This is a genomic window from Spiroplasma endosymbiont of Polydrusus pterygomalis (genome assembly GCF_964030825.1).
Taxonomy (GTDB): domain Bacteria; phylum Bacillota_I; class Bacilli_A; order Mycoplasmatales; family VBWQ01; genus Spiroplasma_E.
The window spans coordinates 229,970-256,968 of the sequence record NZ_OZ034964.1 but is presented as its reverse complement, the minus strand read 5'-3'; the positions used below and the strand labels follow the sequence as shown (position 1 = coordinate 256,968).

Annotated in this window: 20 protein-coding genes and 1 tRNA gene; 8 read left to right on the top strand and 13 right to left on the bottom strand. The window is 24.4% G+C overall.

What is annotated here, in order from left to right; translation table 4 throughout:
- The first annotated feature begins 69 nt into the window (after window positions 1–69).
- Both ACQH25_RS01225 and ACQH25_RS01220 read left to right on the top strand, forming a co-directional pair.
- A complete protein-coding gene (locus tag ACQH25_RS01225) occupies window positions 70–516 on the top strand; it encodes a hypothetical protein (protein WP_425381466.1) in 447 nt (148 codons plus the stop codon).
- A gap of 86 nt (window positions 517–602) precedes the next feature.
- Window positions 603–676, top strand: a tRNA-Gly gene (locus ACQH25_RS01220).
- Between the two features lie 51 nt (window positions 677–727).
- Here the strand turns inward: ACQH25_RS01220 and ACQH25_RS01215 are convergent.
- A complete protein-coding gene (locus ACQH25_RS01215; protein ID WP_425381465.1) occupies window positions 728–928 on the bottom strand; it encodes a hypothetical protein in 201 nt (66 codons plus the stop codon).
- Window positions 928–1,155: a hypothetical protein gene (locus ACQH25_RS01210; RefSeq protein WP_174481002.1), complete on the bottom strand. Its 228-nt coding sequence runs from the start codon at window positions 1,153–1,155 to the stop codon at window positions 928–930. The genes ACQH25_RS01215 and ACQH25_RS01210 overlap by 1 nt, the downstream gene beginning before the upstream one ends.
- A gap of 1,100 nt (window positions 1,156–2,255) precedes the next feature.
- Between ACQH25_RS01210 and ACQH25_RS01205 the strand changes: the two genes are divergently transcribed.
- The 3 genes from ACQH25_RS01205 (at window position 2,256) to ACQH25_RS01195 (ending at window position 5,785) form a co-directional block, all read left to right on the top strand.
- The gene (locus ACQH25_RS01205) at window positions 2,256–2,555 is read left to right on the top strand and encodes a hypothetical protein (RefSeq protein ID WP_425381464.1); all 300 of its coding nucleotides are present in this window, start codon (window positions 2,256–2,258) and stop codon (window positions 2,553–2,555) included.
- 562 nt (window positions 2,556–3,117) lie between these two features.
- Window positions 3,118–4,806 carry a phospho-sugar mutase gene (locus ACQH25_RS01200; RefSeq protein ID WP_425381463.1) on the top strand — a complete coding sequence of 563 codons (1,689 nt, stop codon included), beginning with the start codon at window positions 3,118–3,120 and terminating at the stop codon, window positions 4,804–4,806.
- A 16-nt stretch (window positions 4,807–4,822) separates the two neighbouring features.
- Entirely contained in the window at window positions 4,823–5,785 is a 963-nt protein-coding gene (locus tag ACQH25_RS01195; protein ID WP_425381462.1) for a 3'-5' exoribonuclease YhaM family protein, read from the top strand.
- Window positions 5,786–5,930: 145 nt separating this feature from the next.
- Here the strand turns inward: ACQH25_RS01195 and ACQH25_RS01190 are convergent, their stop codons facing one another.
- The 10 genes from ACQH25_RS01190 to ACQH25_RS01145 form a co-directional block, all read right to left on the bottom strand.
- Entirely contained in the window at window positions 5,931–6,998 is a 1,068-nt protein-coding gene (locus ACQH25_RS01190; RefSeq protein ID WP_425381461.1) for a hypothetical protein, read from the bottom strand.
- A 405-nt stretch (window positions 6,999–7,403) separates the two neighbouring features.
- Window positions 7,404–7,808 carry a hypothetical protein gene (locus ACQH25_RS01185; RefSeq protein ID WP_425381460.1) on the bottom strand — a complete coding sequence of 135 codons (405 nt, stop codon included), beginning with the start codon at window positions 7,806–7,808 and terminating at the stop codon, window positions 7,404–7,406.
- A 426-nt stretch (window positions 7,809–8,234) separates the two neighbouring features.
- Complete coding sequence (locus tag ACQH25_RS01180) at window positions 8,235–8,906, bottom strand: copper homeostasis protein CutC (RefSeq protein WP_425381459.1); 672 nt, start codon at window positions 8,904–8,906, stop codon at window positions 8,235–8,237.
- A 16-nt stretch (window positions 8,907–8,922) separates the two neighbouring features.
- The gene (gene metK, locus ACQH25_RS01175; RefSeq protein WP_425381835.1) at window positions 8,923–10,098 is read right to left on the bottom strand and encodes a methionine adenosyltransferase; all 1,176 of its coding nucleotides are present in this window, start codon (window positions 10,096–10,098) and stop codon (window positions 8,923–8,925) included.
- A gap of 11 nt (window positions 10,099–10,109) precedes the next feature.
- A complete protein-coding gene (locus ACQH25_RS01170) occupies window positions 10,110–11,096 on the bottom strand; it encodes a serine aminopeptidase domain-containing protein (RefSeq protein WP_425381458.1) in 987 nt (328 codons plus the stop codon).
- Window positions 11,097–11,124: 28 nt separating this feature from the next.
- Complete coding sequence (locus tag ACQH25_RS01165; protein ID WP_425381457.1) at window positions 11,125–11,952, bottom strand: TIGR00282 family metallophosphoesterase; 828 nt, start codon at window positions 11,950–11,952, stop codon at window positions 11,125–11,127.
- A gap of 19 nt (window positions 11,953–11,971) precedes the next feature.
- On the bottom strand, window positions 11,972–12,286 hold the full coding sequence (gene ylxM, locus ACQH25_RS01160) for a YlxM family DNA-binding protein (protein WP_425381456.1): 315 nt from the start codon (window positions 12,284–12,286) through the stop codon (window positions 11,972–11,974).
- On the bottom strand, window positions 12,279–13,262 hold the full coding sequence (ftsY, locus tag ACQH25_RS01155; RefSeq protein ID WP_425381455.1) for a signal recognition particle-docking protein FtsY: 984 nt from the start codon (window positions 13,260–13,262) through the stop codon (window positions 12,279–12,281). The genes ylxM and ftsY overlap by 8 nt, the downstream gene beginning before the upstream one ends.
- A gap of 259 nt (window positions 13,263–13,521) precedes the next feature.
- Entirely contained in the window at window positions 13,522–13,947 is a 426-nt protein-coding gene (locus ACQH25_RS01150) for a hypothetical protein (RefSeq protein ID WP_425381454.1), read from the bottom strand.
- 156 nt (window positions 13,948–14,103) lie between these two features.
- Window positions 14,104–18,849, bottom strand: coding sequence for an FtsX-like permease family protein (locus ACQH25_RS01145; RefSeq protein ID WP_425381453.1), 4,746 nt, complete (start codon window positions 18,847–18,849; stop codon window positions 14,104–14,106).
- Window positions 18,850–19,190: 341 nt separating this feature from the next.
- On the opposite strand from ACQH25_RS01145, the gene ACQH25_RS01140 reads away from it, so the two are divergent.
- On the top strand, window positions 19,191–21,275 hold the full coding sequence (locus ACQH25_RS01140) for a hypothetical protein (RefSeq protein ID WP_425381452.1): 2,085 nt from the start codon (window positions 19,191–19,193) through the stop codon (window positions 21,273–21,275).
- Window positions 21,276–21,447: 172 nt separating this feature from the next.
- Window positions 21,448–21,723 (top strand): hypothetical protein, encoded by a 276-nt coding sequence (locus ACQH25_RS01135; RefSeq protein WP_425381451.1) that lies wholly within the window; start codon window positions 21,448–21,450, stop codon window positions 21,721–21,723.
- Window positions 21,724–21,887: 164 nt separating this feature from the next.
- Here ACQH25_RS01135 and ACQH25_RS01130 read toward each other — a convergent pair whose 3' ends face one another.
- Complete coding sequence (locus ACQH25_RS01130; protein WP_425381450.1) at window positions 21,888–23,423, bottom strand: ABC-F family ATP-binding cassette domain-containing protein; 1,536 nt, start codon at window positions 23,421–23,423, stop codon at window positions 21,888–21,890.
- A gap of 900 nt (window positions 23,424–24,323) precedes the next feature.
- Between ACQH25_RS01130 and polA the strand changes: the two genes are divergently transcribed.
- Complete coding sequence (gene polA, locus ACQH25_RS01125; protein WP_425381449.1) at window positions 24,324–26,948, top strand: DNA polymerase I; 2,625 nt, start codon at window positions 24,324–24,326, stop codon at window positions 26,946–26,948.
- The last annotated feature ends 51 nt before the right edge of the window (window positions 26,949–26,999 follow it).

The window sequence follows — 26,999 nt, the reverse complement described above, 5'->3', positions numbered from 1 at the left end:
ACAATTTGGTTTTTATCACTTGAAACTAAAGACAAATGATAAATAACTTTTATTAAATAGGTGGTGACAATGGAAAAAAATAAACTAAAACAAATTTTACTAATTAGTAAAATAATACTAACAATTGCTTCATTATTTTTATTTTTAGTTTGATTAATGTTTATGACTAATAATTTTTTTCCTAAATCACAAACTTCACTGGTTGCCAAAATTATGCATACTTCAATTGAAATTATGATTTGACCAATTACTAGTATCATTTTGTTTATTTTTATTATGCCAGTATGAGTCACTAATAAAAAACAAATTTTACTAGTATTTTTAATATTAGCGTTAATTATTACTATATTATCTACAACTTTTCTTTTTAGCTTAAATCTTAATAAATTTTGAATTATGTGATTAATTGCTCATTTTTTAACTATCAGTGCACTTATCTTTGTCATTATTTCTTATTTCTTTCTTGAAAAAAACTATTTTTTAAAAAGAAGAAAAATAAATAGTAACATCGATTAAAAATATTTATTTTTCAACTTGTTTCATAAAAATAGTTGACTTTGATTTTAATAATATGATATAAATACATGGTAACTAACATAACTGCGGGTGTCGTATAATGGTATTATTACAGCCTTCCAAGCTGAAGACGTGGGTTCGATTCCCATCACCCGCTCCATATAAAAAATAAAAGCCGTAATTAATACGCCTTTTTTTATTTTATAATATTTTATATTTTAGGACCCTTATTTTTTGGCACTGTTTTATCAATATTACCTTCACAATCACAATTATTAATTACTGATCATTTTATTGGACAACTTTCTAAAGACATGCCAACAGTTCTTTCTGCTAAAGCTGTTAAATATTCCAGTTTATTTTTTGTGCTTTCTTCTAAATTAATAGTTTTTTCTAAATTTTTTTTTGTCATTAGTTATCACCTACTTCTTTCAAAATTCTACTATTAAAAGCATCTGCTAAGAACTTATAAACTTTTACTTCAGAAATATTTTTTAAATCATAACAATTAATGATATCAGTTAATTTTAGAATCACATCATGATATTTTATAAAGTAAGTTTTATTTTCAACATTTGCTCATTTTTCTAAATTCATTGCATAATAAATTATTCCATCTCTATAAAATTGTGATTTCATATTTCTCACTCCTTTAAATGATATAATAAAACAAAAAACCTAATTTAAATATAAAAAATTTAAATGAGGCTTATAAAAAACCAAAATATTTTGTTCCAAAGTTCCTTTAAAACTTTAATACAATTGTAACTCATTTACAATAAATTCCAAGTAAAATCAATAAAATATTTAATAACTTTAAAATTCTTATATATTATTAAAAAATTATTTATTAACATTAACGTGGTATTTTTAAGTTATAGTATTTTTTTAATTTTTAAATTATAAAATTAAAAGATAAATAAAGATTGCATTTGCAATCTTTATTTATAATTATCATGAAATTATTTTTTTCTTTGAAAAATGATATTCATTGCTTGGAATTTCAGTTTCATTTATTAAATTAATTTCACTTTTGCTTCTATCTAAACTTCATAATACCAAGGAATTACACAAATATTTTCAATCATTTGCTAAATTCTAGCTAGTTTTTTATTTTTTTGTTTTATTTAATTCAATTTTCTTTAGGTATTTCTTTTAATTTTTTACCTTTTCTGTAAAATTTTTAATTTAATAAAAACCTAACATAGATAAATTTCTACATTAGGAATAAACAATTATTAAATTATAAGTAAATAATAACACAAAAAAAATAATATTTAATAAACATTATTTTTAACACTTAATATATTTTTATAAATAATTTTAATCAATATAATATTTCAAAAAAATATTTATGAAAATGATATTAAATTTGTTAATTTCGATAAATTGAATAATATTTGAAAAAATAAATTTACACTTTAAGGAAGTGCTTAAAATTAATATACAAACTTAATATAAGTTTTTAACTCATTATCTTATTTTAAAATAAAATAATGAATTTTCATCTTAGATAAAGGAAAGTGATGAAAATAATAATGAAAAAATAGTAATTGACAAGAGACAGTTAAAAACTGTTAGCAAAAACGATCTACCAAATTTTATAATTGATTAAGCAAAATATAAATAAAACGTTACTAAATAAATGTGAAATTTCAGAAGATGAATAAGATAAAATTCAATTAATTACAAATATTCAATAGTTGACTGCTTTAAAAGATGAAGTAAATACAAATAATATGTTAAATATTGACTTACTAGATATTTTTAATGATATTAGAAAAAAATGTTGAAAAGTAACATATTTTGGATATGATGATGGAATTGGTTATCGGCACTATTTTGATAAAAAATCAAAACAAAAAATACTAAATAAGTATAATAAAGATATTAAATTTTCAAATCAGAAACAAAAAGCACAAATAATTAGTAATCATTTTAAAACTAAACAAAAAAATAATAAAAAAGGAAAAAATTATTTTAAAAATATTAATCAAAAAAAATTAGTAATAGTATATAAAAAGCAACTAATGCTTTAGAATATTTTAAAAATAAAATAAATGATATTGATTTATATAATCAACCTGCAACAAGCCAATATAAATCAATTCTACCAAAAATATAAATAATTATAGTTGCAATAAACCTACTAAAACTATAACTTTAATAACAAGTAACATAATCTGATATACTTCAAATTAATATAAGTTTTTTATTCATTAAAACAAAAAGACTTTTATTTTAAAAGCAGATATTATACCTAATAATAAAAATTTAAAAAATATTATAACAACACCAATAAAACATAAAAAACCAGCATTACCAATAACTATTTCGCTTGCTGAAATATTAATGGAATAATTGCTAATAAAAACTATTAGCAATTAATAATAGTAAATCAGTTAAATTGAAATTTATAAATACGAAAATATTAAAACTAATAAATTATTTAAATTAATATTTGAATTATTTACTATTACCTCTTTTTTATTTTTTAGTTAAAGTTTTATCCTTATTAACTACTAAAATTTATTTTCTTTTTATTTTATAGTATCATTTACCTATAAACCTATTTTTTTTATTATAAAGGAGTTAATAATAATGAAGATATTAAACACATATCAAATTTGAAAACAAAAAAATTTACCAAAATATTTAAAAAAACAATTAATAACAATGTCTAAAAATGAAATTGATGAAGCTTTTGCTACAACTCTAGAATTTGGGACAGCTGGCATGCGTGGTATTATTGGAGTTGGTACTGGCAGAATTAATGAAATTACTATTATGAAAGCAACTGTTGCATTTATTCAACATTTAAAATCTGTTTTTTCTCAACAAGATTTACTTCGTGGCGTTGTTATCGCTCATGATAATCGTCATTTTTCAGCAGAATTTGCAATGTTAACAGCAAAAACGTTAGCTAAACATAAAATTCCTGCTTTTTTATTTAAAAATAACGAATTAAGACCAACTCCAATACTTTCATATAGTATTAGAAAAGTCAGTGCAATTGCTGGAATTGTTATTACTGCCAGTCATAATCCTCCAGAATATAATGGTTATAAAATTTATGATCAATATGGTTGTCAATTTCTTCCTAATGTTACTAATATAATTAGTGATAATATGAAACAATTATCTGATGATTTCCAATTAACATTCGATTATGATGCTGCCTTGATTAAAGAAGTCCCAACTACCATAGAAAATAATTATCGTAACGATATTAAAAGTTTACAATTTTATCCACAAGTTAAAAATCGTAACTTTAAAATTATCTTTTCTAATTTACATGGTACTAGTCGGCAATGAGTTAAACCAATTTTAGAAGAATGTGGTTATGAAGTTATTTTAGTAACGGAACAAGCTAATTATGACCCTGATTTTAAAGGCGTAGTATCACCTAATCCTGAAGTAAAAGCAACATTTGATTTAGCAATTAAATATGCCAAAAAACATGATGCACCATTAATTATTTTAAATGATCCTGATGCTGATCGCATTGGAATTGCTGTAAAACATAATAATAATAATAATTATGTTTTATTAACAGGTAATGAAACAGCACCAATACTATTAGAATATTTATTAAGTCATTATCAACGTAATAACACTATGCCAAAAAATCCAGTTATGTATAATACTTTTGTTACCTCAAATTTATCTGATATGATTGCTAAATCATATGGATGCCAAATCATTAAAACATTAACTGGCTTTAAATGAATTGGTGCAGAAATGTTAAAAGAAAAAACACGCAATATTAACTTTGTTTTTGGTTTTGAAGAAGCATATGGTTATGTTATTAAAGATATTACTCGTGATAAAGATGGTATTCAATCAGCAATAGTAGCAGCAGAGGCAGCTTGATATTACCAAAAGTCACAACAAACATTAGTGGATGTTTTAGAAACTATTTATCAAAAATTTGGATATTATTATTGTTATACTGTTAATCTTGTTTTAAAAGGAATAGAAGGAGAAGCAACAATTAATAATATGTTAGAAACATTAAGAACTAGTAAACTAACAACTCTTAATAATATTAATATTACTAAAGTTGAAGACTATCAAACTGGTTTACATGGTATGCCATCACAAAATTTATTAAAATTTTACTTTACTGATGGTTCATGATTTGCTGTTAGACCTAGCGGTACTGAGCCAAAAATTAAGTTTTATTTCGTTTGTATCGATAAAACTCTTGCTGCTGGACAATTAAAAATGAGAAATATGTATCAAGAATTAGCTACTAAATATTTAAATATCAAAGAGGTAAAATGATAGAAAGGAAGGAAAAATAATGACAGTAATTAAAGATATCAAACCTAATAATGTTTTAAGTTTAGTAGTAATTATTAATCGTGTAATTCAAGGTGTTGCTTCTAATAATACTAACTATTTAAATTTACAATTACAAGATAAAACGGGAACAATTTCAGCAAGAATTTGAGATGTAAATAAAGAAACCATCGCTCAATTAACAACAGGACAAGTTATTAAAATTGAAGCAAATAGCATTAATTATAATAATGAAATCCAACTAAAAATTAATAGTTGAAGTATTATTAATAATCCTAGTGAATATTATGATTTATTACTTACACAAGCACCAATTAACATTATTGAAGCATGAACTGAAATTAGTCAAACAATAAAGGAATTCAAAAACCCAATTTTAAAAAAAGTATTAATTCAATGTTTTAATAAAAAAAATATTGATGATTACAAAAAATGACCAGCAGCAGTTAAAATGCATCATGCTGTCCAAAGTGGTTTATTATGACACTCAGTAACAATGTTAAGAATGGCAAAACAAGTAATTGCACTTTATAATGATCGTAACATTAATAATGAATTATTATATGCGGGAATTATTATGCATGATTATGGAAAACTAATTGAATTAGATAATAATCCAATTAGCTCATATACATTATCAGGGAAAATGATTGGTCACATTTCGTTAGGTGCTATGCAAGTTACACTTGCTTGTAAAGAATTAGATATTAATTTAGAAGAAGAAATTATAGTTTTATTACAACATTTAATTTTAGCAAGTCATGGTAAATATGAATATGGCTCACCTGTTTTACCAAAAACAATTGAAGCTGAAATTTTACATCATCTAGATAATTTAGATGCAAAAATTTATGCAATTGATGAAGCATTAAATAATATTAATATTGGTGAAACAACTGCTCGTATTGCAAGCATTGAAAATAGAATATTTTATAAACATCAAAATTTTAAAGATAAAAAATAAAACAATTACCTTCATTACCAACCCCTTTAAACAACTCAATATTAAACATTCAATATAAATTTATAAGTTAAAACTCCCTTCTTAATTGAGGGGAGTTTTAACTTTAACTTATAACCTATTCTTTTTCATTAATTTTAGTTAATAATTAAGTTATATCTATTCAGATAGGAAAAAAATAACCCTTTTCTGTATTACCATAAAAAATTAATACGGTTGCTTCTTTTCTTGATGCTGGTTTTTCAAATCAATTATTAGCTACTAGTTGCTGATTTGTATCATAAATTTCATTTTCATTTCTAAGCTTAGTTAAATCAATTTTTTCTTGATATATACCACTTAAGATTGATTTAGTCATTGACTCATATTTTTTTTGAATTGCTTTTAAACTTCTTATAACATTGTCAACTGCTTGTTTTTTATCTTTTGTAGCATGAGTTGCAGGATTTTGTGGTATAAAATTCGCTAATGGTACCGTTACCTTAGCAAAATAATTTTGCATATCTTGATCGGTAATAATTGTTTGATTAGTTAAATCAATGTTAGTGGAACCTTGATAATTTTCATCATCAAAACTACTAGTTATTTTAACAATAATTTTAGATACATTTTCAAGTTCTTGTTTATCATTTGTTATATCCTTGTTATTTTCACTATAAAACTGAAGTTGATAACCAACAGCCAATGGCATTAACTTAAATTCATTAAAATTATTTATATTACTAATTAATTGCTTATAAGTTTTACTTGGATTAGCAATAATATCAATTCCACTTAATTTAGTAATAGTGTTTAAATTAATTTTAGTAGAGTTTTCTGTTAAATTTATTTTAATTGGCTTTGTTGAACCCTGATAACTTCCATCATTAACATCTGCAGAAATAATCGTATACAAATTACCTGTTTTTTGTGGCTGATTACTTATATCATTTTTGCATTGTTCATCATTAAAATACTTAATTTGAGGTTTTACTAAATTTGAACTTAAATTCAAATCTTTTATTGCCCTATTTATTAATCGATCTAATTCTTTATTTTTTTTATTAATTTTGGCAGGAATGTTTGTTGATAATTTTGAAACTTTATCATTTAATTTTTGAGTTAATATTTCTAAGTCTACTTTTTGTGTTTCTTTTTTATTATCACAACCAAAAATAGTTAATGGTATTGGGGATGATATTGCTAAAATTGATAATAATTTTATTAAACTCTTCATGTTTTATTTATCTCCTTTAAATACATCATTAATTCAAAATCAATAAAGATTTTAAGTTAATAATATATGAATTATAACTATTTTACAATACAAATTTAATAACAAATTTAATCTTTTTTTACGAAAATAAGTGTTAAAATATTGAATAAAAGTGTATAATTAAATTGTTCTTAATTTATTATTTATAGAACAAAAAAACAAATTAAAACAAATATAATTTAAAGAAAAACACTAATTCAAATCAAACCCTAAAAATCCCAATACGTAGTCCCTTTTAAATAGGGACTTTTTCTAAAATTATTTATATTGACAAAAAAATATTATTGAATTAGCAACTTATGAAACTTTATTAAAAAAATGAAATTAAAGAAAATATTAATTATGAAAAAGAATTAATTGAAAATGTTAAATTTTTCAATATTTTAAAAGAAGATTTAAAACCACAAATGAATAAAAGTCAAGAATTAATAGAGCTGACTTTATAAATATCAATTGAACATTTATTGATCATACTAGACGTTCTTTTAATCATCTATTTATAATAGCTATATCATTAATTTTTATAACTCCTATTATCATTTTGGTAATTTCTATTCCAGTAATACCGTGAATAATGATAACTACTCCCATTTTATCTTTTTTAGCAAAACCTATCTTTGCAACAATTAAAAATAAATTTAGAAAATGAAAAAATAAAAGAAGCAATAATAACAATAAGTTTTTAAAAAAATAATTAAAAAAATTTTTAACATTAAATAAAGTTAAAAGAAAAGAATATAGTGACTTTAAAAAAGAATATTTATTTAACATTTATCAGAAAATGAAAGATAATCAAATTGAAAATAGTAATAAATAAAATCAAAATAATTTTAATTCAGATATTGTTAATGCAAATAAATAAACTAATCAACCAGTGGCTATAAACCATTAAATTCACCAAAAAATATTACTTTTGTTTTAATTACAAAGTAATTAGAAAGCAAAGCCCTTATATATTTGTTTAATAAATTAACAGATTTTTATTTTAAAAGGAAGACAAAGAAACATGTTCAAAAAGAAAAACGATACAAAATATTAAAGATGATTTAAATATAGTTAAACTTTTATCTCCTAAAATTGAAATTTTGATATTATTAAATTATTATAACTAAGGATACTAAATAATTAAAAATCAAAGATATGATACTATTTTGTTAATAATAACTAAAGTTATCATTTTTGAAGATAAAATAAATTTTATTTTTTATCCATATGTTTTATTTTATTAATTATTTGATAATTAATTTGATTAGCAAAACTATTATTTTCATGAACACATTTTCCAACATGAATATCATTAATACCATTTGTTAATAAAATATTAATATTTTCTAAATTAACACCACCACCAGCAAGTATTCTTATTGGTAATTTTAATTTTTTTAACATTTTAAAATTATTAATATTATTGATAATATTGTTTTTACCACCACTAGTTAAAACTGTTGTCACACCTAATTTAACTAATTGTTGTAAGGCTTGTTTTTTATTAGTAATTTCATCAAAAACACGATGAAAAGTTACCTTTAATGGTTTTGCTATTTTAATAATTTCGCTCATTCTTTCAATATCAACACTATTATCTTCAGTTAAGATACCACAAACAATGCCAGATGCATGGGTTGTTTTAATAAACGCAATATCTTTTTTAAAAACTTCAAAATCACTATCAGTAACGTTAAACCTATTATTATTTCTAACCATAACCATTACTGGCTTTAATGAAAGTTTACATGCCTCAGCAATTAATTCATACCTTGGAGTATAACCACCAAATTCCATAGCAGTACAAAGTTCAACTTGATTAGCCTCAGACTTATTAATTTTTTCAATATCTTGCAAAGATGTAGCTATTACTTCTAAAAACATAAATATAACTCCTATCTTATTTCTTTGGTAAAAAATCTTTTAACAAACTAACTCTATCCAATTTCTCCCAAGGTAATTGTAAATCATTTCGACCAAAATGACCATAAGTTGCTAATTGTTGATAATTTTGTTTTAATAACTCTAGTTTATTAATCATCGCACTAGCAGCACAATCAAAAACTTGATAAATAATTTCTATTAATTTTGCTTCTGTTAAACCCGGAACAATAGTTTGATGAGTATTAACAAATATTGCAATTGGTTCAGGAGTACCAATAGCATATGCTAGTTGTACTTCACAAATCTTTGCTAAATTAGCAGCAACAATATTTTTAGCAATATATCTAGCATAATAAGCACCGGTTCTGTCAACTTTTGTCGGATCTTTTCCCGAAAAAGCACCGCCACCATGACAAGCAGCACCACCATAAGTATCAACCATTAATTTTCTTCCTGTTAACCCTGTATCACCAGCAGGTCCACCAATCACAAACTTACCAGTTGGATTAATTAAATATTTAAAATCAAGATTTAAACCATATTTACTAGCTACATATTGCATAATTTCCTCATGAATAAATTGTTTAAATTGTTTTTCATCATAATTTGCTTGATGTTGAATACTCATTAAAATAGTATGTATTTTTAAATTTTTAGCATCTTCTTGATCAATGGTAACCTGGGCTTTCATATCAAGCAAAGCATGTTTAAACTTTTTTTCTTGCCGTAATTTATTAGCTCTTTTAATTAAATCATGAGCTAAAACAATTGCTAATGGCATATATTCTGGTGTTTGTTGACATGCATAACCAAACATAATTCCTTGATCACCAGCACCAATTTGGTGATTTTTTAAATCAATTCCTTGTAAAATATCAGGTGATTGCTCATGAATTAAAACTTTAACTTCGCAAGTAAAGCCATTAAATCCAATTTCATCATTGATATAACCAATTTCAGTAATAACTTTTCGTGCAATATTTTGATAATCAACTTGGGCATGACTATGAACTTCACCACCAATTAAGACAAAGTTTGTTGTAATAAAAACTTCACAAGCTACTTTAGCATGTCGATCTTGTTTTAAAAAAGCATCTAAAATTGCATCAGCAATTTGATCACAAATTTTATCGGGATGGCCAGGAGCAACTGACTCACTAGTAAAGAGTGGATGAGTAAAATTAGGTATTAATTTCATATTTTTTAACCTTTCTCAAGTAAAATATTTTTAGTAATTCATGGCATAATTTGATTATTAAAGATATCTTTAATATTAGGTTCATTAATTAATGCATGTTTACCATCAAAAATAAAAACATAACTATGATGCTTTTTTCAATACTTTTTATTAATTTTAAGTTGATGAAAATCACTAAATACATCATCAGCACTTTGTAAAATTAAGGTTGCAAGTTTGGAATTACTAATTATCATAACACTCTTTTTATTAATTTTTTTAAATTGCATTAAAAAACGTAATGATCAATTTTGCCGATTACTATATCTTTGATTCATATTAGTAATATGAGCACTATTACTAGAAATATCTTTACTTTCAATATAAATTGGCATTTGAATATTACTATTAAAAATAAAAGCAAAACAAAAACGAATAATAAAATTTAGTGAAAATTGATAAAGATTTTTTTTGGTAACTAAATTACTAATGATTAATGCTGACACTTGATCATTATTATTGGTAGCATAACTAGCAATAGCAGCACCTAATGACTCACCACAAACAATAATTTTTTGATTGGGATATTTAGTTTTGACAGCACTTATCACATCTTTTAAGTCATTAATATCAACAGCTAATGACTTAAATTTTCAATCTTGTTCATTTTTACCAATACCCCTGCGATCATAACTAATTAAAGATAATTGCGATTTTTTACAAAAAGAGCTTAATAATTTAAAATCATCTTTTTGTCCTTGCAAACCATGAACACCAATAATAATCACTGTACTTTTGTCAATCATTTGTTTAAATAATTTTACTTGATAACCATCACGTAAAATAATTACTTTTTCTCGCATTTCAGCAGCCTGCTGAACATTAACGTTATCTTTAATTTTTGCTATTACCAAAAGTCTCAAAGTTAATAAAATTATTAATATACTAATACTAATTAAAATTGAATATAGACCATTATTATTAGTAAAAAAATTAAGGTTATTTCATATCATAGTAAAACTAATTCCTTCCTAATTATAACTATTGATAAATTTTAAAATTAGGCGCTTGTGGATGAATAAAAATACGTTCAATTTTTTTGGCTTTATTTGTTTCATCATCAATAGTTAATAAGACAGCTGAAAATTGACCTTCACCATCAGCTGGACTAAATTTTGCTGGCATACTTTTTTTATCACGAATAATAACTTCTTCGGCCTTAGCACCAATAATTGAATAAAATGGACCCGTCATGCCAATATCAGTAATAAAAGCAGTACCTTTTGGTAATAGTCGATTATCTGCGGTTTGCACATGAGTATGTGTTCCAACTACACAAGTAACTTGACCATCAAAATTTCAAGCAAAAGATAATTTTTCCGCTGTTGCTTCAGCATGAAAATCAATAATATGAATATCACTTTGTTCTTCTGTATTTTGTTTATCAAACTTAATAAGTTGTTCAAGAGCAAAATAGGGATTATCAGATTTATCCATGAAAGTGCGACCAATTAAATTTGTTACCCGTACTTTCTTATTACCAACCTTAATTAAAATTGTACCATGACCTGGATGATAAGGATTATAATTTAAAGGTCGTAATAAATCTGGTGTTACACTAATATATTTGGCAACATCAGGATGACCAAAAATATGATTACCAGTAGTAATAATGTCAATACCAATATTTTTTAATTCTTCATAATGTTTTTTACATAATGATTTACCATGAGTAGTATTTTCACCATTAGCAATAATTAAATCAATCTTAAATTCATTTTCATATTCTTTTTTTATTTTACTAATCCAATATTTAACCATTTGCCTGCCAACAATGCTGTAGATATCACCAATTATTAAAATTTTCATTAACTTCCACCTGCTTTATTTATTCTATTTTATCAATTTCTTGTAAAATTTTAATAAAATTATATTTTTCTGCATATTTTTCATATATTACTTTTCGTTGCTTATATTTTTGATAAAGATGTAACTTCTTTTCATATTCATTTAATAAACTAATAACTTTTTGTAAACTATCATGGATAGCTGTTCGTGATACTTTTTGTAAATCAGCAATTTCTTGTAAAGATAAGTTTTCAATAAAATAATTTGTAAAATATTGTTTTTGTTTTGTTGTTAATAAGGGATTATAAAAAGTAAATAAACTATAATATAAAACTTGTTTTTCTAAACTATTCATGTTCATGCTCCGTAAATAGATCACTTGTTAAACTAAAAATATACTTATCTAAATCAAATTCTTCTAAATCATTTATTCCTTCACCAAAACCCATTAATTTAACAGGAATATTTAACTCCTCTTTAATAGCAAGAATAATACCACCCTTAGCAGTGCCATCCATCTTTGTTAAGATAATACCAGTTAATGGCACAATTTTCATAAATTCTTGAGCCTGATTAATACCGTTTTGACCTGTTGTTCCATCAATTACTAACAATGTTTCATTAGCTTTATGTCCTAATTTTTGACTAATAATTTTATTATTTTTTTTTAACTCTTGCATTAAATTAACTTTATTTTCTAATCTACCTGCTGTATCAACAATAATAACATCACATTCTTGCGTTTTAGCAGCTTCAATTCCAGCATAAACAACACTAGCTGGGTCTTGCTTTGCTGTTCCTAAATGACAAGGAATATCAATTCTTTGTGCTCAAATTTGTAATTGTTCAACAGCACCAGCACGAAAAGTATCAGCAGCAATTAAAAATGGTTTTTTTCCCTGTTCTTTTAATTTAGCAGCTAATTTAGCAGCAGATGTTGTTTTACCATTACCATTAACACCAACAATTAAAAATAAACTAATATTATTTTTAGTAAAATTTAATCTTGTTGAAACTAATTGACCATCAGTATAAATGACAAACATTTTGTCAATAATAATATCATTAATATCTTTTGGTTTTGTTAATTTTTGAATTTTAGCTTCATGACGAATTTCATCTGTAATAGTTGCTGCCATTTTATAGCCAACATCAGCTAAAATTAATACTTCTGTTAATTCTTCAAAATATTCTTCATCAAGCTGATGATAACGTGCTGCTAATGCTTTAATTTTTGATGCGAATAATGTTCGTGACTTTTTAAGTCCTTGTTCATATTTAGTTGTCTTTTGACCAAATAATTTAGTTTTTAAATTTTTAAAAAATGTCATACTTTCACCTACATTAGTTATTATATCAATAAATAGTTAGTTATTTATAACATTAATGCTTTAATTTTAATAAAATTAAAATATGATTAATAATTTTTTCGTTAATTTTAACTAAGAAAAATATAATAAAAATAAACTTGTCATTATCAAATAAAAATTTTCCAAGTTAAAATTACTTTATAGTTTATAAAAATTGATTTAAAAAAATCTCTAATTAAAAATTTTTATTTTGTGAATACTATTTAAAAGCATATAAATTTTAAATAGTATTTATTCTTTGTTTGTTATTAACATTATCAGTTTTAACAGACACATCTGTTAAAATTTTAGCAAAATTATCAGTTTTAACAGACACATCTCTCGTTTCTTTAAATATTGTTTTATAATTTTCAATTATTTTAGTTTTTATTTGTGATTTCTTATCATCAAAATGATTAATTTGTCTCCTTAAATTACTAATTTCTTGATTAATTTTTTTCTTTTTAACGAAATTAAATAATCCAAAACTAATTATATTTCTAAAACTATATTTTTTAATTGCTAATTGTTTATTTAAAGCTAACTCTAATTTTTGATGTAAAGGTTTTATTTTTAAAACTATATTTTTTATTTCTTCATCTAATTTCATAATTTCATTTTCAAAAATTTCTATTTCTTGTTGTAAATCTTTTTTTGTATCTTTCATTTAATTATCCTTTCAAAATAAAAAACCCAGTTGCTTTTTATTAAAAAGCAATGAATTAAAAACCTATATTAAGTTTTTAAGTAAAGTATACATTTTTTTTATTAACTTGTTAATATAACAATAAATATTATTTTAGCAACACTTTTTATTGTGATGTTATTCATCAGATTTTAATAATTCAATTAAATTCATTTTATTTAACTCTTTATTATTAATAATAAAGGTTGAGATATAGATACCACCAATTATCGCAAAACTTACTGGTAATATTCATCATGTTATGGTAAATGGTAAGGCCACACCAACAAAATTAGTAAGAATAGTAATTAAACCATAAATAGCAAGGAATCCTAAAGTAACTCCAACAATATAACCAAGTAATGATCAAGGAGTAAAAATACCTAAAGTAAAAGAATTAATTTCTCAATTAGTATAACCTTCTGCTTTCATATGAGCCATAAAACGACGAAATTGATTAGTAAACAAATCAGTAATCATAATAACAATTAAGATTGAACAAATAATAGTTGTCACAATAAATAAAACACTAGCACTAAAAGCAATATCTGACATCTTATTAATCATTGCTTGTTGCCTTGATAATAAATCATTAGACTTTACCATTTCAATATTTTTATTACCACTTAAATTAGTAGTTGCATACATTGTATAATCATCTAAATTTGATTTAAAACTCTTTCTACCAATTAAATCAAAAACATTAGCATTAGCACTTAATTTACCATTAAATCATTGTAAGATATCAGTTCCTTGATAATAAGGATCATTGTTAACATAACTATAACCCATGATCTTATTAGCTCATTTTTGATCAATGTAAGCTTTTGGTTTATCATAAGAATCTTGAATTCCTATTACTTGATATTTATGAAGTGGATTAGAATCACCAGTAATATTTTGTCATCATGTTGGCATATTTTCTTTAATATCTGTTTGTAAAGTTTCAGCATTAATATTATTTTCTTTAGTTAAAATTCCATTATTAACCATACCCATAAATCATTCTGCGGGACGACTTAATAAAATACTTAATGGATCATTAGAATCAAATTCAGGATATGCAGGAACTAAATCATATGAAAAAGGTTTAATTCATTTTTTAGTTGGATCTGAAATATGTTGCAAATCAAAATCAATAGTTGAATTATTATCAGCTGTTGGAATTTTACCCTGCTTAGCATTAAGACTAATATCATCAGGTAATCTTAATCAAATATCATTAACATTATTTCAAGTACTAGGAATATCATTAATAATTGGCTTACCATTAGCATCATACATGCCATTATATCTAGTACCATGGATATCAGTATATTCATCATCAATAGCATTATTAGCATTATTAATAGCTGCTAACTTAATTTCTTGATCACCACGATAATTTCATTTTGTTCCATTTTTTGATCAAATACCACCATTTGCTGTAGTAGAAATAGTTGGTGGTGGAGTTTTACCATAATATCAATTTTCTTTTGGTAAAGGGACACTCTTACCAGCAGTATTCTTATAACTTAAAGTATTTACTTGTGGTACACCACTAAACTCAGAACCAACACGTAATCCAAACTTAGATTGGAAAGCGTGATTAATAACAATTGGAATAGTATTAGCAGTATCACTATACTTTAAATCATTTATTTCCTTATCTTTTAATATTAGCATGGCAGTATTAGGATTAATACCAATAACATCCATAAGTCCTTTTTTGGCAATTGCTTGATCTTCAACACCAACTTTAAATTGGGTTACTAATTCCTCATCTGAACCATTAATATCACCATTATTAACACTCTTAGGATTGAAAGCGATAGTATTGTGACCAATACTAAAATAATCATAAGGGTCTTCTTTTGGATTTTTTCTTGGTAAATTATCAATACTTTGACGAACAAAGCCAGGTAATACTTGTTTTAAAATTTCTTTGATTGCTTCTGGACCAGGTGGCACTCCTGGATTAGGAACTTGCAAAATATTAGGTAATTGACCACTGGCAAAATTAATAATATTATATGAAAACATTTTTCCTGATGTATTATCTTCTTTACTTAAATCAGTTATTAGTTGATTACTAAAAGCCTTACCACCAAGCCAACTGTATGATCAAACCAAATCATTAAGATCTAATGTTCCTGTTGCCTGTTTTTGATAATAAGCTGACATTTTTTTAAAAAAATCATCTTTTTGACTTTCAGCAAAAGTTGAATCAAAAATAAAGATTTTATCAAAATTATTATTAGTCTCATCAATTTTTTTAAAAAATAATGGATTATATCAACCAACTCGTGCATTAGCAGTCTTATCATAAATAATTTTATCTTCAGGTCATGGCATAGCACCATAACTTGGATAATATAGTTCACCATCTGGCCGATCGAAAAAAGTTCATGAATATAACCCATATTTACTCATCGGCATATTAGGCATTGGTGTTTGATATTCATAATAATTTTTATACTTTTGGGTTTTAAAATAATTAGTTTTTAAACTACTAATAGTAGCAGGAACTAATGTTGTTGCAACAATTGACAGTGAAGCTAAAGTAATCACTCCTGAAGTAACTAGAATTTTTTTTCAACTAGTTTTTGATAATGATAATAAAAAACGAAGACGAAAATTATTTTGTAAAAACTTACTACTTTTTTTACCCTTGACAACACCTAATGCTAAATCACTATCTTTTTTAATTAAAGATAACGGATCACTTTTTAAAAGACGAAATGCAGTTAATAAAGTAACAATTGTAATAAAACCAATAATTAAAGCAATTGAAATAAATAATGGCACAACATTAAAATTAAAAACATTATATGGTAAAACAAATAAAGTATTAAAAATTTCAGTTAAATAAACCTGAATTGCCAGTCCAACAATTCAACCGATTGGAATCGCAATTAATAAAGTTAATAATGGATAGGCTAAATAAGAAATCGTGATTTGTCATGTTTTATAACCGATTGATTTTAAAATTCCCATTGAAACTTGACCTTGTTGAATTGCTTTTTTAACAATTAGCGTAGTCATAAAAATCACAACTAATAATAAAAATATTACTCCTGCTATTACTGCATATAAAAAAGCATTTATTGATCAATCAAATATTGATTTTTTACTATTATAAATTTGAAATTGACTATTACTACTTGTCACTACAGGATTTGGATTAATCGTATATTCATAAGATTTTCCCAAATCTTTATCTGTATATTTATCAACCAAATACTTATCATAATCATATTGATATAAATCATTTTCTCCATTGGTACTAAATATTGTTTTTTGAAAAAAATCATTAAATAAATCAATATCAAACTCATGAATACTATTTTTAAGAACACTACTTCATGGGGTAAAATATATTAAAGTATTATCAGTTTTATCTGAACTTTGATATCAATTTTCACCATTTCATGCTGAAGGTGTAACATAAGCAATAAATTCAGTTCGTGTGTTAGGAATTGGATCGAAATCATTAATTGTTGGATAAATATCATAAGCATCACCACCAATACCACTAACAATAAAATCAGTACCATTAATGCTAATGTGATCACCAGGTCGATATGCTTTATTACCATTATTTTTTCTTGCATATTGTGGTGTAATAACTATTTCATTACTGCTTGTTGGTGCAACACCTTCAAATACTGTTAAATTAGTATGATTTAAAGCATTAGATAAGCCCATATTAACAACTTTAACATTAACTTTAACATTATTAACAATACCAGCACTAGCAACAAATTGATTACGAACATATAAATCACGCATTTGTAGTGCTGCTGCTGCTCTAATTAAATATATAGAAAATTGATCTCTTTCGGTACCATCACTAATTACATTATAATTAAAAGGCGAACTATAACCAATAGTACCATTAGTAAAATTAGTAAAAACATTACTATCAGTTTCTGATTGATCAAAATTACGATAAATTCTCATTCATTGACCATTCATACCAAAATCATTACTTAATCGTGGATCAAGATCAGTTATCTTAACTAATTTAGTAAAAAGATGGTTTCTTGCTGTTGTATCTTGTAAATTAACATCATCAGGAATTGTTTCATCATTAGTATCACTACTAAAATTTATTTTATTTTCTAAAATTCAAGTAGTAACTTTATCATTATCATGTTCTTTTAAAATACTATCTGTTAAATTTTTAGCAACTCATACTTTAATAAAAGTAGTAATTGATGTAAGAATATTAGGTGCTGTTTTTTTTAAAAAAATATCACGATATAAATCAGTAGCAGCAGCAATAAAATGATTTTTTAAATTTTGATTAGTAGCACTAGTTGCTTTTAATAATAATTGACCATAAAGGCTTGCTTTAACATTATTATTTTCTAAATTAAAAGTTAAAGGATTATTATCATTGGTCCAATTTATACTATTAACTCCAGTAATATTACCTGTTATGCTATCACGAATATAATCAATAATTATATCGTTTTTAGTAATTGGTAAAATTTCTTGTCTCTTACCAATTCTGGTATCATCAAAATAAAGTGCTTTAATACTTTTACTATCTTTAGTTTGTACATAAAATCTACCTAACCTTAAACTAAAAGCTTGATTAGCAATTTGTTTAATCCCTTGGGGAGCTGGTGAATAAGATAAAACAGAGTCAAACTTAAGATCATTTAATCCTAATTGATTACTACCTTCAATCATTCTAGTATAAGAAATTCAACTGCCAGTAACCATAGAAGTTGCAAAAGCAGTAAGTAATAATAAAATGACTAATTGTAATTTGCTTTTTCAAGTAGCAACTAAAGTTTGTTTTAATAATAAGGCATTTGCAAATAAACTCTTCTTTGGTTTCTGATTAGTAATTACTTTATTATTCGATTTTTTACGTTTATTTAACCTTGCCATTATAGATCTCCCTAATTTCTTAAATTAAAATTTTGCATTTAATTGTAATTATTAAGTTCCAATATTAATTAATAATATCACACCTATACAAAATTAATCATTGGATAATTTTAAAATAAATAATATATCATTGCTAAATTTAATACTGTAAAATGTAATCTTTTTTCTCTGCTTGATATATTATCATATTTAAACTATTTTAGTTAAATAAATTTTTAATTTAAAACAACTAATGATACAATTTTAGACAGCAAGTTTAATTATTTTTAAAGTTAAAAGTATTAAATTTAGTAAAATAAAACTAACGAAAATAACACTTTATTTCTGTAAGGAGAATTAATATGAAAAAGAATTTTACTAAATTGGGAATTGTTTTAATAGCTAGTGCTACTATTTTGCCTTTATCAGCTTGTACTTTTAATTTTTATATTAATCGGGTAACTAATAGTATTGCTAAAAGTTTTGCTGATCAAACATCAGCCTTGATTAAAAGTATGGTGATGTCAAAAGAATTAGATAGTGACACTAATAGTACTAATGATGATATTATGGGACAAATTAAAAATAGTAGTATTAATAATTTAACTAAAAATACTACTTTAGATAATTGAGGTGATTTGCAATCACGTTGGGGAGAAAATGGCAATATTGATATTAAAGGTTTTAATCCTGATGAATTTTTTAAAGCTTCAGGAACAGGACAATTAACTAAAGATATTAATAGTAAAAAGAATATTAATAACATTTTTTCTAATCTTAGTTATGTTTGAACAATATCAATTATGAGCAATCGAGAATTAGTAAATATCATAAAAGGTACTGGTTTCAATCCGATTTCTACTTTCTTAAAAACACTGCAGGGAGATTTAAGTGATAAACCAGCTGCCTTACAATTACTTATTAATCTAATTAATAATTATGGTCCTAACTTTTTAACACCACTTAATAATATTTTTAACAATTTAATTAATGGTAGTTGATCTGATAATCAAGTAACAACTCCAAATAATCTTGAAGAATTAACTACTTTTATGACTAATTGAAAAGATGATAGTGACCAGCCTTACAGTGCTTGAAATGATGGTACAACATGAAAACTAGATCCAAGTATCCTTGTTCCTAGCCACAAAGTAACAGAATGAAAAGCAAAAGAAGATTATGATTTATATCATGGTGGAACTTTAATTAACTATTTATTTTGAAAAATAAGTAAAGATCATGATATTGTTGGCGAAAAAAATAAAAATCCACGTTATTTAGGGGAAATTATTGAAGAACATATCAAAGGTACATACTTTGATGTTAAAGCATTTTTAGTTGATATTCTTCAATATGTTCCTTTCTTAACTACTAACCCACGTTACATCCTCATAATTGTTGAAGCGCTAATTCCAGTTATTAAAAAATGAATATTAGAGATGCCAGATATTACCGAAGGTGTTAAATATTTAACAATTGGCAATGGTTATCCTTCAAATCCAACGACAGGTAGTTACAATTTACTTAATATTACTAATACTATAAAATCTTTACTTAATAATCCAGATAAATTAAAAGAAATACTGAAAATAGCATTCGGTAGACCACCAACAGATAATCCTGGCTTTGATACATTTCTTTATGATGTTAAAGTAAAAATAACATATAATATACTTAGCATAACAACATCTATGGGTGCCCTTTTTGCTAACTTACTTTCTCCCGATCTTTTAATTAACCCAATTATAGAAGCTATTAATAACGATAGTGTTAAAAGTACTATTAATGATGTTGTTGATTTGCTAACTGAAATTTCAAAACAATATCCAAATAATGAAGGTATTAATATTGACTTGGAAAAATTAAAAACCTTCTTGCTTAATAATGAAACAGGTCTTTTAGTAATCCTCAAAAATGATACTATTGTTGTTTTAAAAAATATCATTAAACAATCTGATGTCACATCTTCTGATATTGACGAATTATATCAATCATTAGGAGGGCATGTTAATAAAGAGAATCCAGACTTTCCAATTTTTACTTCAGGGTCAATACTTGATATTTTACAAAAAACTATGTTACAACAAGACAGTGAACTAAATAAAATTTTAAATTTAATGCTTGGTACTACTGATGAAAATCGTAAATTAGGAATTGCTGATATTATTACTGCTAATAATAATAAATGAATTAAAGATAATTATAATGCTTATTTTGATGCTGATAATACAACAGGTATCAATAAAAAAATAGCTAATACCTATAATATTACTATGACTAAAAGTACTACTAATACTATTGAAACAGTTAATCTAAAATATGATTTTGTATACAAAATTAATAATAAAACATATCATTTTATTATTACTGCCATTAATATTGAAAACTTAATTGATTTTCAAGGTATTCGTACTTTTAAATTTAAAAGTATTAGTCTAGTAACATAATTTTACCGAAAATAATTAATTATATTTTTACTACTAATAAGAAAATATGTCACTATATACTATACAATTTTATTTTTAATGCTATACTTAATTGAGTGCTTATTAATTTTCATTATATCAGATATTATTATCCGATTTATCAATTAGGCGCCAGAAAGAAGAGGCATTGTTAATGGAAAACAATCAAACAATCGCAGCATTATTAGAGGAAATTAAAGTTTTAAAAGAAACAGTAATTACTATTAATGCAAGTTTAACAACACTTGTAAAAATCACAGAAGAACGTGAAAAACGTTTTGCCGAACGTGGAGCAAGAACACAAGGAGACAGAAATTCTTCTGACCGTGGACATTTTAGACCACGTTCTGACCGTGGTGATTCTGGTTGAGCAAACAGTGGTGGATTTAACAAACGTGACCGTGACGATCGTAATCGTAACAAAGGATAATCATATATAAATAAAAAAATACTTATAATTAAGTATTTTTTTATTTAACAATATTATAATATCTTCATTCCCTAATTGTTTTTTAATTATATTAATTAATCACTAATATTAGTCTATCTAAAATAATAAAAGGTTATTTGCAAATATTTAGCAAATTTTTTTTACTAATCAATTAATTTTTCAAAATCTAAAATACCATCAACTCAACTATTATTAAAATTAGTATCATGAGTTGTTAATAAAACTGTTCCTTCAAATTCTTGTAATGCTGTCAGTAAAGCTTCTTTAGCTAAAACATCAATATGATTAGTTGGTTCATCTAAAATTAATAAATTATAAGGTTTTAATGCTAATGCTGCTAATCTAACTTTTGTCTGCTCGCCCCCAGAAAGGAAAATCATTGGCTTCATTACTAAATTACTTCGTAACCCAAAACTGGCTAAAATTCTTCTAATTTCAAGATCGTTTAATTTAATATCTAACTCTTTTAAATAGTTAAAAGGAGTAATATTAGTCATTACTTCTGTTTGATGAAAATATGCTATTTGCATGCGATCACCTAAATTAATATTTCCAGCAAGTGCTGGAATGTTTCCAGCCAGTGTTTGCAAAAAAGTAGTTTTACCAATTCCATTATATCCTTTGACAACTCACTTACTACCAGCTTTAATAACAAAAGTAAGCGGTTTAATTAATGGTTTATGATAACCAATTTCAAGATCTTTAGCTTGCACCGCAATTGTGGCTGTTGTTTTATAATACTTAAAATGAAATTTTGGCGGTGTTTGAATTTGCTGTTTTTCTAAAACTTGAATTTTAACTAATTGTTTTCTTCTTGATTCAGCACTTTTAGCAGTAGCAGCACGTACTGCATTTTTACTAATATAAGTTTCTAATTTTTCAATTAATTTCTTCTGATTTGAATAAGCTGCTTGATATTGGCGATGATGTAAACTTTTTTGCTCTAAAAAACTTTCAAAATTACCAACATAACGAGTAATTGTATAATTATCAATGTCAAAAATAATATTACATGTTGTATTAATAAAATTACGATCATGTGATACTAATAAAAAGGCACTAGGGTAATTTTGTAAAAACTTAGCTAACCAATTAATTTGTTCAATATCTAAAAAGTTAGTTGGCTCATCAAGTAATAAGAAATCATCTTCATTTAACAGTAATTTTGCTAAAAGTACCTTTGCTCTTTGACCGCCACTTAAGCTATCTAAGGTTTGTGCTAAAAGTTCTAAATTAATTCCTAATCCATCTACTAACCGCCCAATTTTTTTACTAATAGTATCAAATCCTTGATGCGTTAATTCATCTTGAATTTTCATAGCTTTAGTTAATAATTCTTCACTATAATTTTCGGCCATTTGTGCATATAAGTTTTCCATTTGTTGATGACGTTCAAATAATTTTTGATAACTTTCACGTAAATATTGTAAAACTGTTAACTCTAAATTAACTTCTTGGTGTTGATCTAAATACCCAATTTTAATTTTAGGATGAATATTTAAATCAATATGATCAGCAGAAACCGTACCATTAATAATATTTAATAATGTTGTTTTACCAACACCATTCATACCAATTAATGCCACATGCTCACCTTTATTAACTTGCAAACTAACATTTTTATATAATGCTTTTCCACCATTAGCATGCGTTAAATTTTCAATTGTGACAATACTCATTTTCTACCTCATTAATATTTTTTTACTACTTAGTAATAATAACATGATTATTAAACTTAAAATAAAGAAAAAAGAAATAATAGTAATTTATAAATTTAAAAAAATCAATTAATAAAATACTAACTAATAATTAAGTATCTTTATTTTACACTAAATCATTTACTAATTTTTGGTTATAAAAAGGTAAAAATTTAGAATTACAATTTTAAATTTCCTAAAAAATAATGATAAAAGATAAAAAAGTTAGACAGAGCATAAATATATTTTTTTAAAAAACAATAAAAATACAAATTATTTCTAAAAATAATAACAAATTTCCTTGCATTTTAAAATTTATTTGGTAATATTTTTATAAGGATTTAGATAGCCTAGGTCCTTTAAAATTAAGGTAATATGTCAAAACATTATTCAATTATAATATTTTTAAATGTAAAAAATTTAAAATTAATCTAAAACCCCTAATTTAAACTCTATAACCCCCAATAACCTTAAGTTTTATTTATAAATAACCCCCTTTTTTTTTATAAATGACGTATTACCTTAGCAATAATTCTTGTGTAAACAAGAGCTGAAAAGCTCTTGTTTTTTATATTTTAAAAAAAAGAATATAAAATTAAAAGTTTGAATGTTATAATAATTATTAAGGATCTTATTCATAAAAATCCTTAATAACTTATAATTAAGTTGCAGAACCCTTAATCATTATAAATATAATAATTCTCTTAACATTAACCCTAAAACCTTATATTTATAATGTTTTCTACACAATTAACTCTGTAACTTAATTATTGTTGATAGCAAGAAAAAAATCTTGTTTTTTTTATATAGTAAATTTTTGTAATTTTATATGAAGTTATACTTAGTTATTGTTATAATATTTTTATGAAATTAGGTGAATAAATGAAAAAAGCATTAATAATTGATGGTAATAATTTACTATTTAAAGCATATTATGGAACTGCATATCAAGGAGTTAATCTCCATTCTTTACAAGGTATTCCAACTAATGCTGTCTATGCTTTCATTAGAATGTTAACTAAATACTTAAAATCTAATAACTATAACAGTGTTTTCGTTGCATTTGATGCTGGTCGTAAAACATTCCGTCATGAAATATTAGGGACATATAAAGGAAAACGAAGTGAAACACCAATTGAATTAATTGAACAATTTAAATTAGTCAAAATATATCTTGACATAGCACAAATTCCTTGAGGGCAAGTGACTAACTATGAAGCCGATGATATTATCGCGAGCATTGTTAAAAATAAAATTGCTACTAACTATCAAATTGATATTATGAGTAGTGATAAAGATTTATTACAATTACTAGATACTAATATTAAAATTCTTAATCCACAAAAAGGAATGAGTGATTTAAAAGTTATCACAACATCAACATTTGAAGTAGAATATCAATTATTACCCTATCAAGTTACCGATTTAAAAGGCTTAATGGGTGATAATTCTGATAATTTACCTGGCATTAAAGGTATTGGTCAAAAAACTGCTATTAGTTTATTAAAAGAATATGAGACATTAGAAAATATTATTGTTAATGTTGAAAAATTAAAACCAAATATTAGTAAATTAATTAAAGCTAATACTAATAATGGTATTATTTGTAAGCAACTATCACAACTTGATTTAAATACACCAATTACTGGTAATTTAGAAACTTTTAATTATAATATTGAAAATTTAAATAATGAACAATTGCAAAACTTTTATAAACAATATAATATGAATTCCTTATTAAGAGAAACTATTAAACCTAAAATTAGTAAAACTAATAAATCAGATATCCAAATTATAACTGCATGAAAACAAGAATGAAACTGTGCGACAAATTATTTATGATTAGAAGTTTTTGGTGAAAACTATAATCGCGACAATGTGATTGGTTTTGCCATTAAAAATGAAAAAGGAATATTTTATATTAATAGTGCTAATGCTATTAATTGCTCTAATTTTAAATATTTTCTTGCTAATGAAAAATTACAAAAAATAACTTGAGATTTAAAAAAAGTTATTATTGCTGGATTACGTTTAAATTTAAAAATAAATGGTATTATTTTTGATCATATGCTAGCTGCTTACCTGCTTTATGCTAATGAAAAAATATTACCAGAAAACATCGCTATTATTCTTAATATCAACATGAAAGATAATTTAAATGCTAATGATTTTTATGGTAAAGGTATTAAAAAAAATATTCCTGATAATGAAAAAGAAATTGCTATTTTCTTAGAAAAAAAAATAAGTTTTTTAACTGCTTCTCATCTTATTTTAATCAAAAAATTAAAAGACACTAATAATTGAAACTTATACCAAAAAATTGAATTACCTACTGCTTTTGTATTAGTTAATATGGAACAAAATGGTGTTAAGATTGATAAAAAACAATTACATTTATTAACTGACAAAACATTATTAAAAATCCAAGATTTGGAATTACAAATTAAAAAAGAAAGTAACAGTAACTTAAATCCTAATTCACCAAAACAAATTAGTGATTACTTATTTAAAGATTTAAAACTACCTAATTACAAAAAAGGCAGTACTGCCTTTGAAGTTTTAATTACTTTAAAAAATCAACATCCAATCATTAATATTCTTTTAGAATACCGTAAATTACAAAAATTATATTCTACATATTTACTTGGTCTACAAAAATATATTTTTCATGATGGCAAAATTCATAGTATTTATAACCAAGTAGAAACCAGTACTGGCAGGTTATCTTCATTAGATCCTAATATGCAAAATATTAGTATTCGCGATAAAGCACAAAGAGAGGTACGTAAAATTTTTATTCCCAGCAAACCTCACACTAAAATATTATCTTGTGATTATTCACAAATTGAATTAAGAATTCTAGCTCATATTAGTGAAGATGAAAATTTAATCAAGGCATTCCAACAAAAGCATGATATTCATCGTGAAACGGCAAGTAAAATATTAAATATTCCGCTAACAGCAGTTACTAGTGAACAAAGACAAAAAGCAAAAGCTATTAATTTTGGCATTGTTTATGGCATTTCTAGTTTTGGTTTGGCACAACAATTAGGAATTAAAGTTGAAGATGCCAAAATATTTATTGAAAAATATTTTTCTGTTTTTCCAAAAATTAAAATTTATATTAATACAATAATTGATTTTTGTGAAAAAAATGGATATGTGCAAACTATTTTTAATCGCCGACGAGAAGTAACAGAAATTAATAATAAAAATAAAGTAATACAAAATTTTGGTAAGCGAATAGCAATGAATATGCCAATTCAAGGTAGTGCTGCTGACATTTTAAAATTAGCAATGAATAAAATTTATCAAGAAATTAAAAAGCAAAATATTGATGGAATCTTAACTGCTCAAATTCATGATGAATTAATTTTTGAAGTTGAAGAAACTAAAGTTAATGATGTCATTGCTAAAATTACTAACATTATGAATAATATTACTAAGCTAAAAGTTCCGTTATTAGTTAATACTAGCATTGGTAATAATTGATTTGAATTAAAATAATTTTTTAATATTTAAAAAAAATAGTTTATGATATTTTATTGGAAGGAAAAT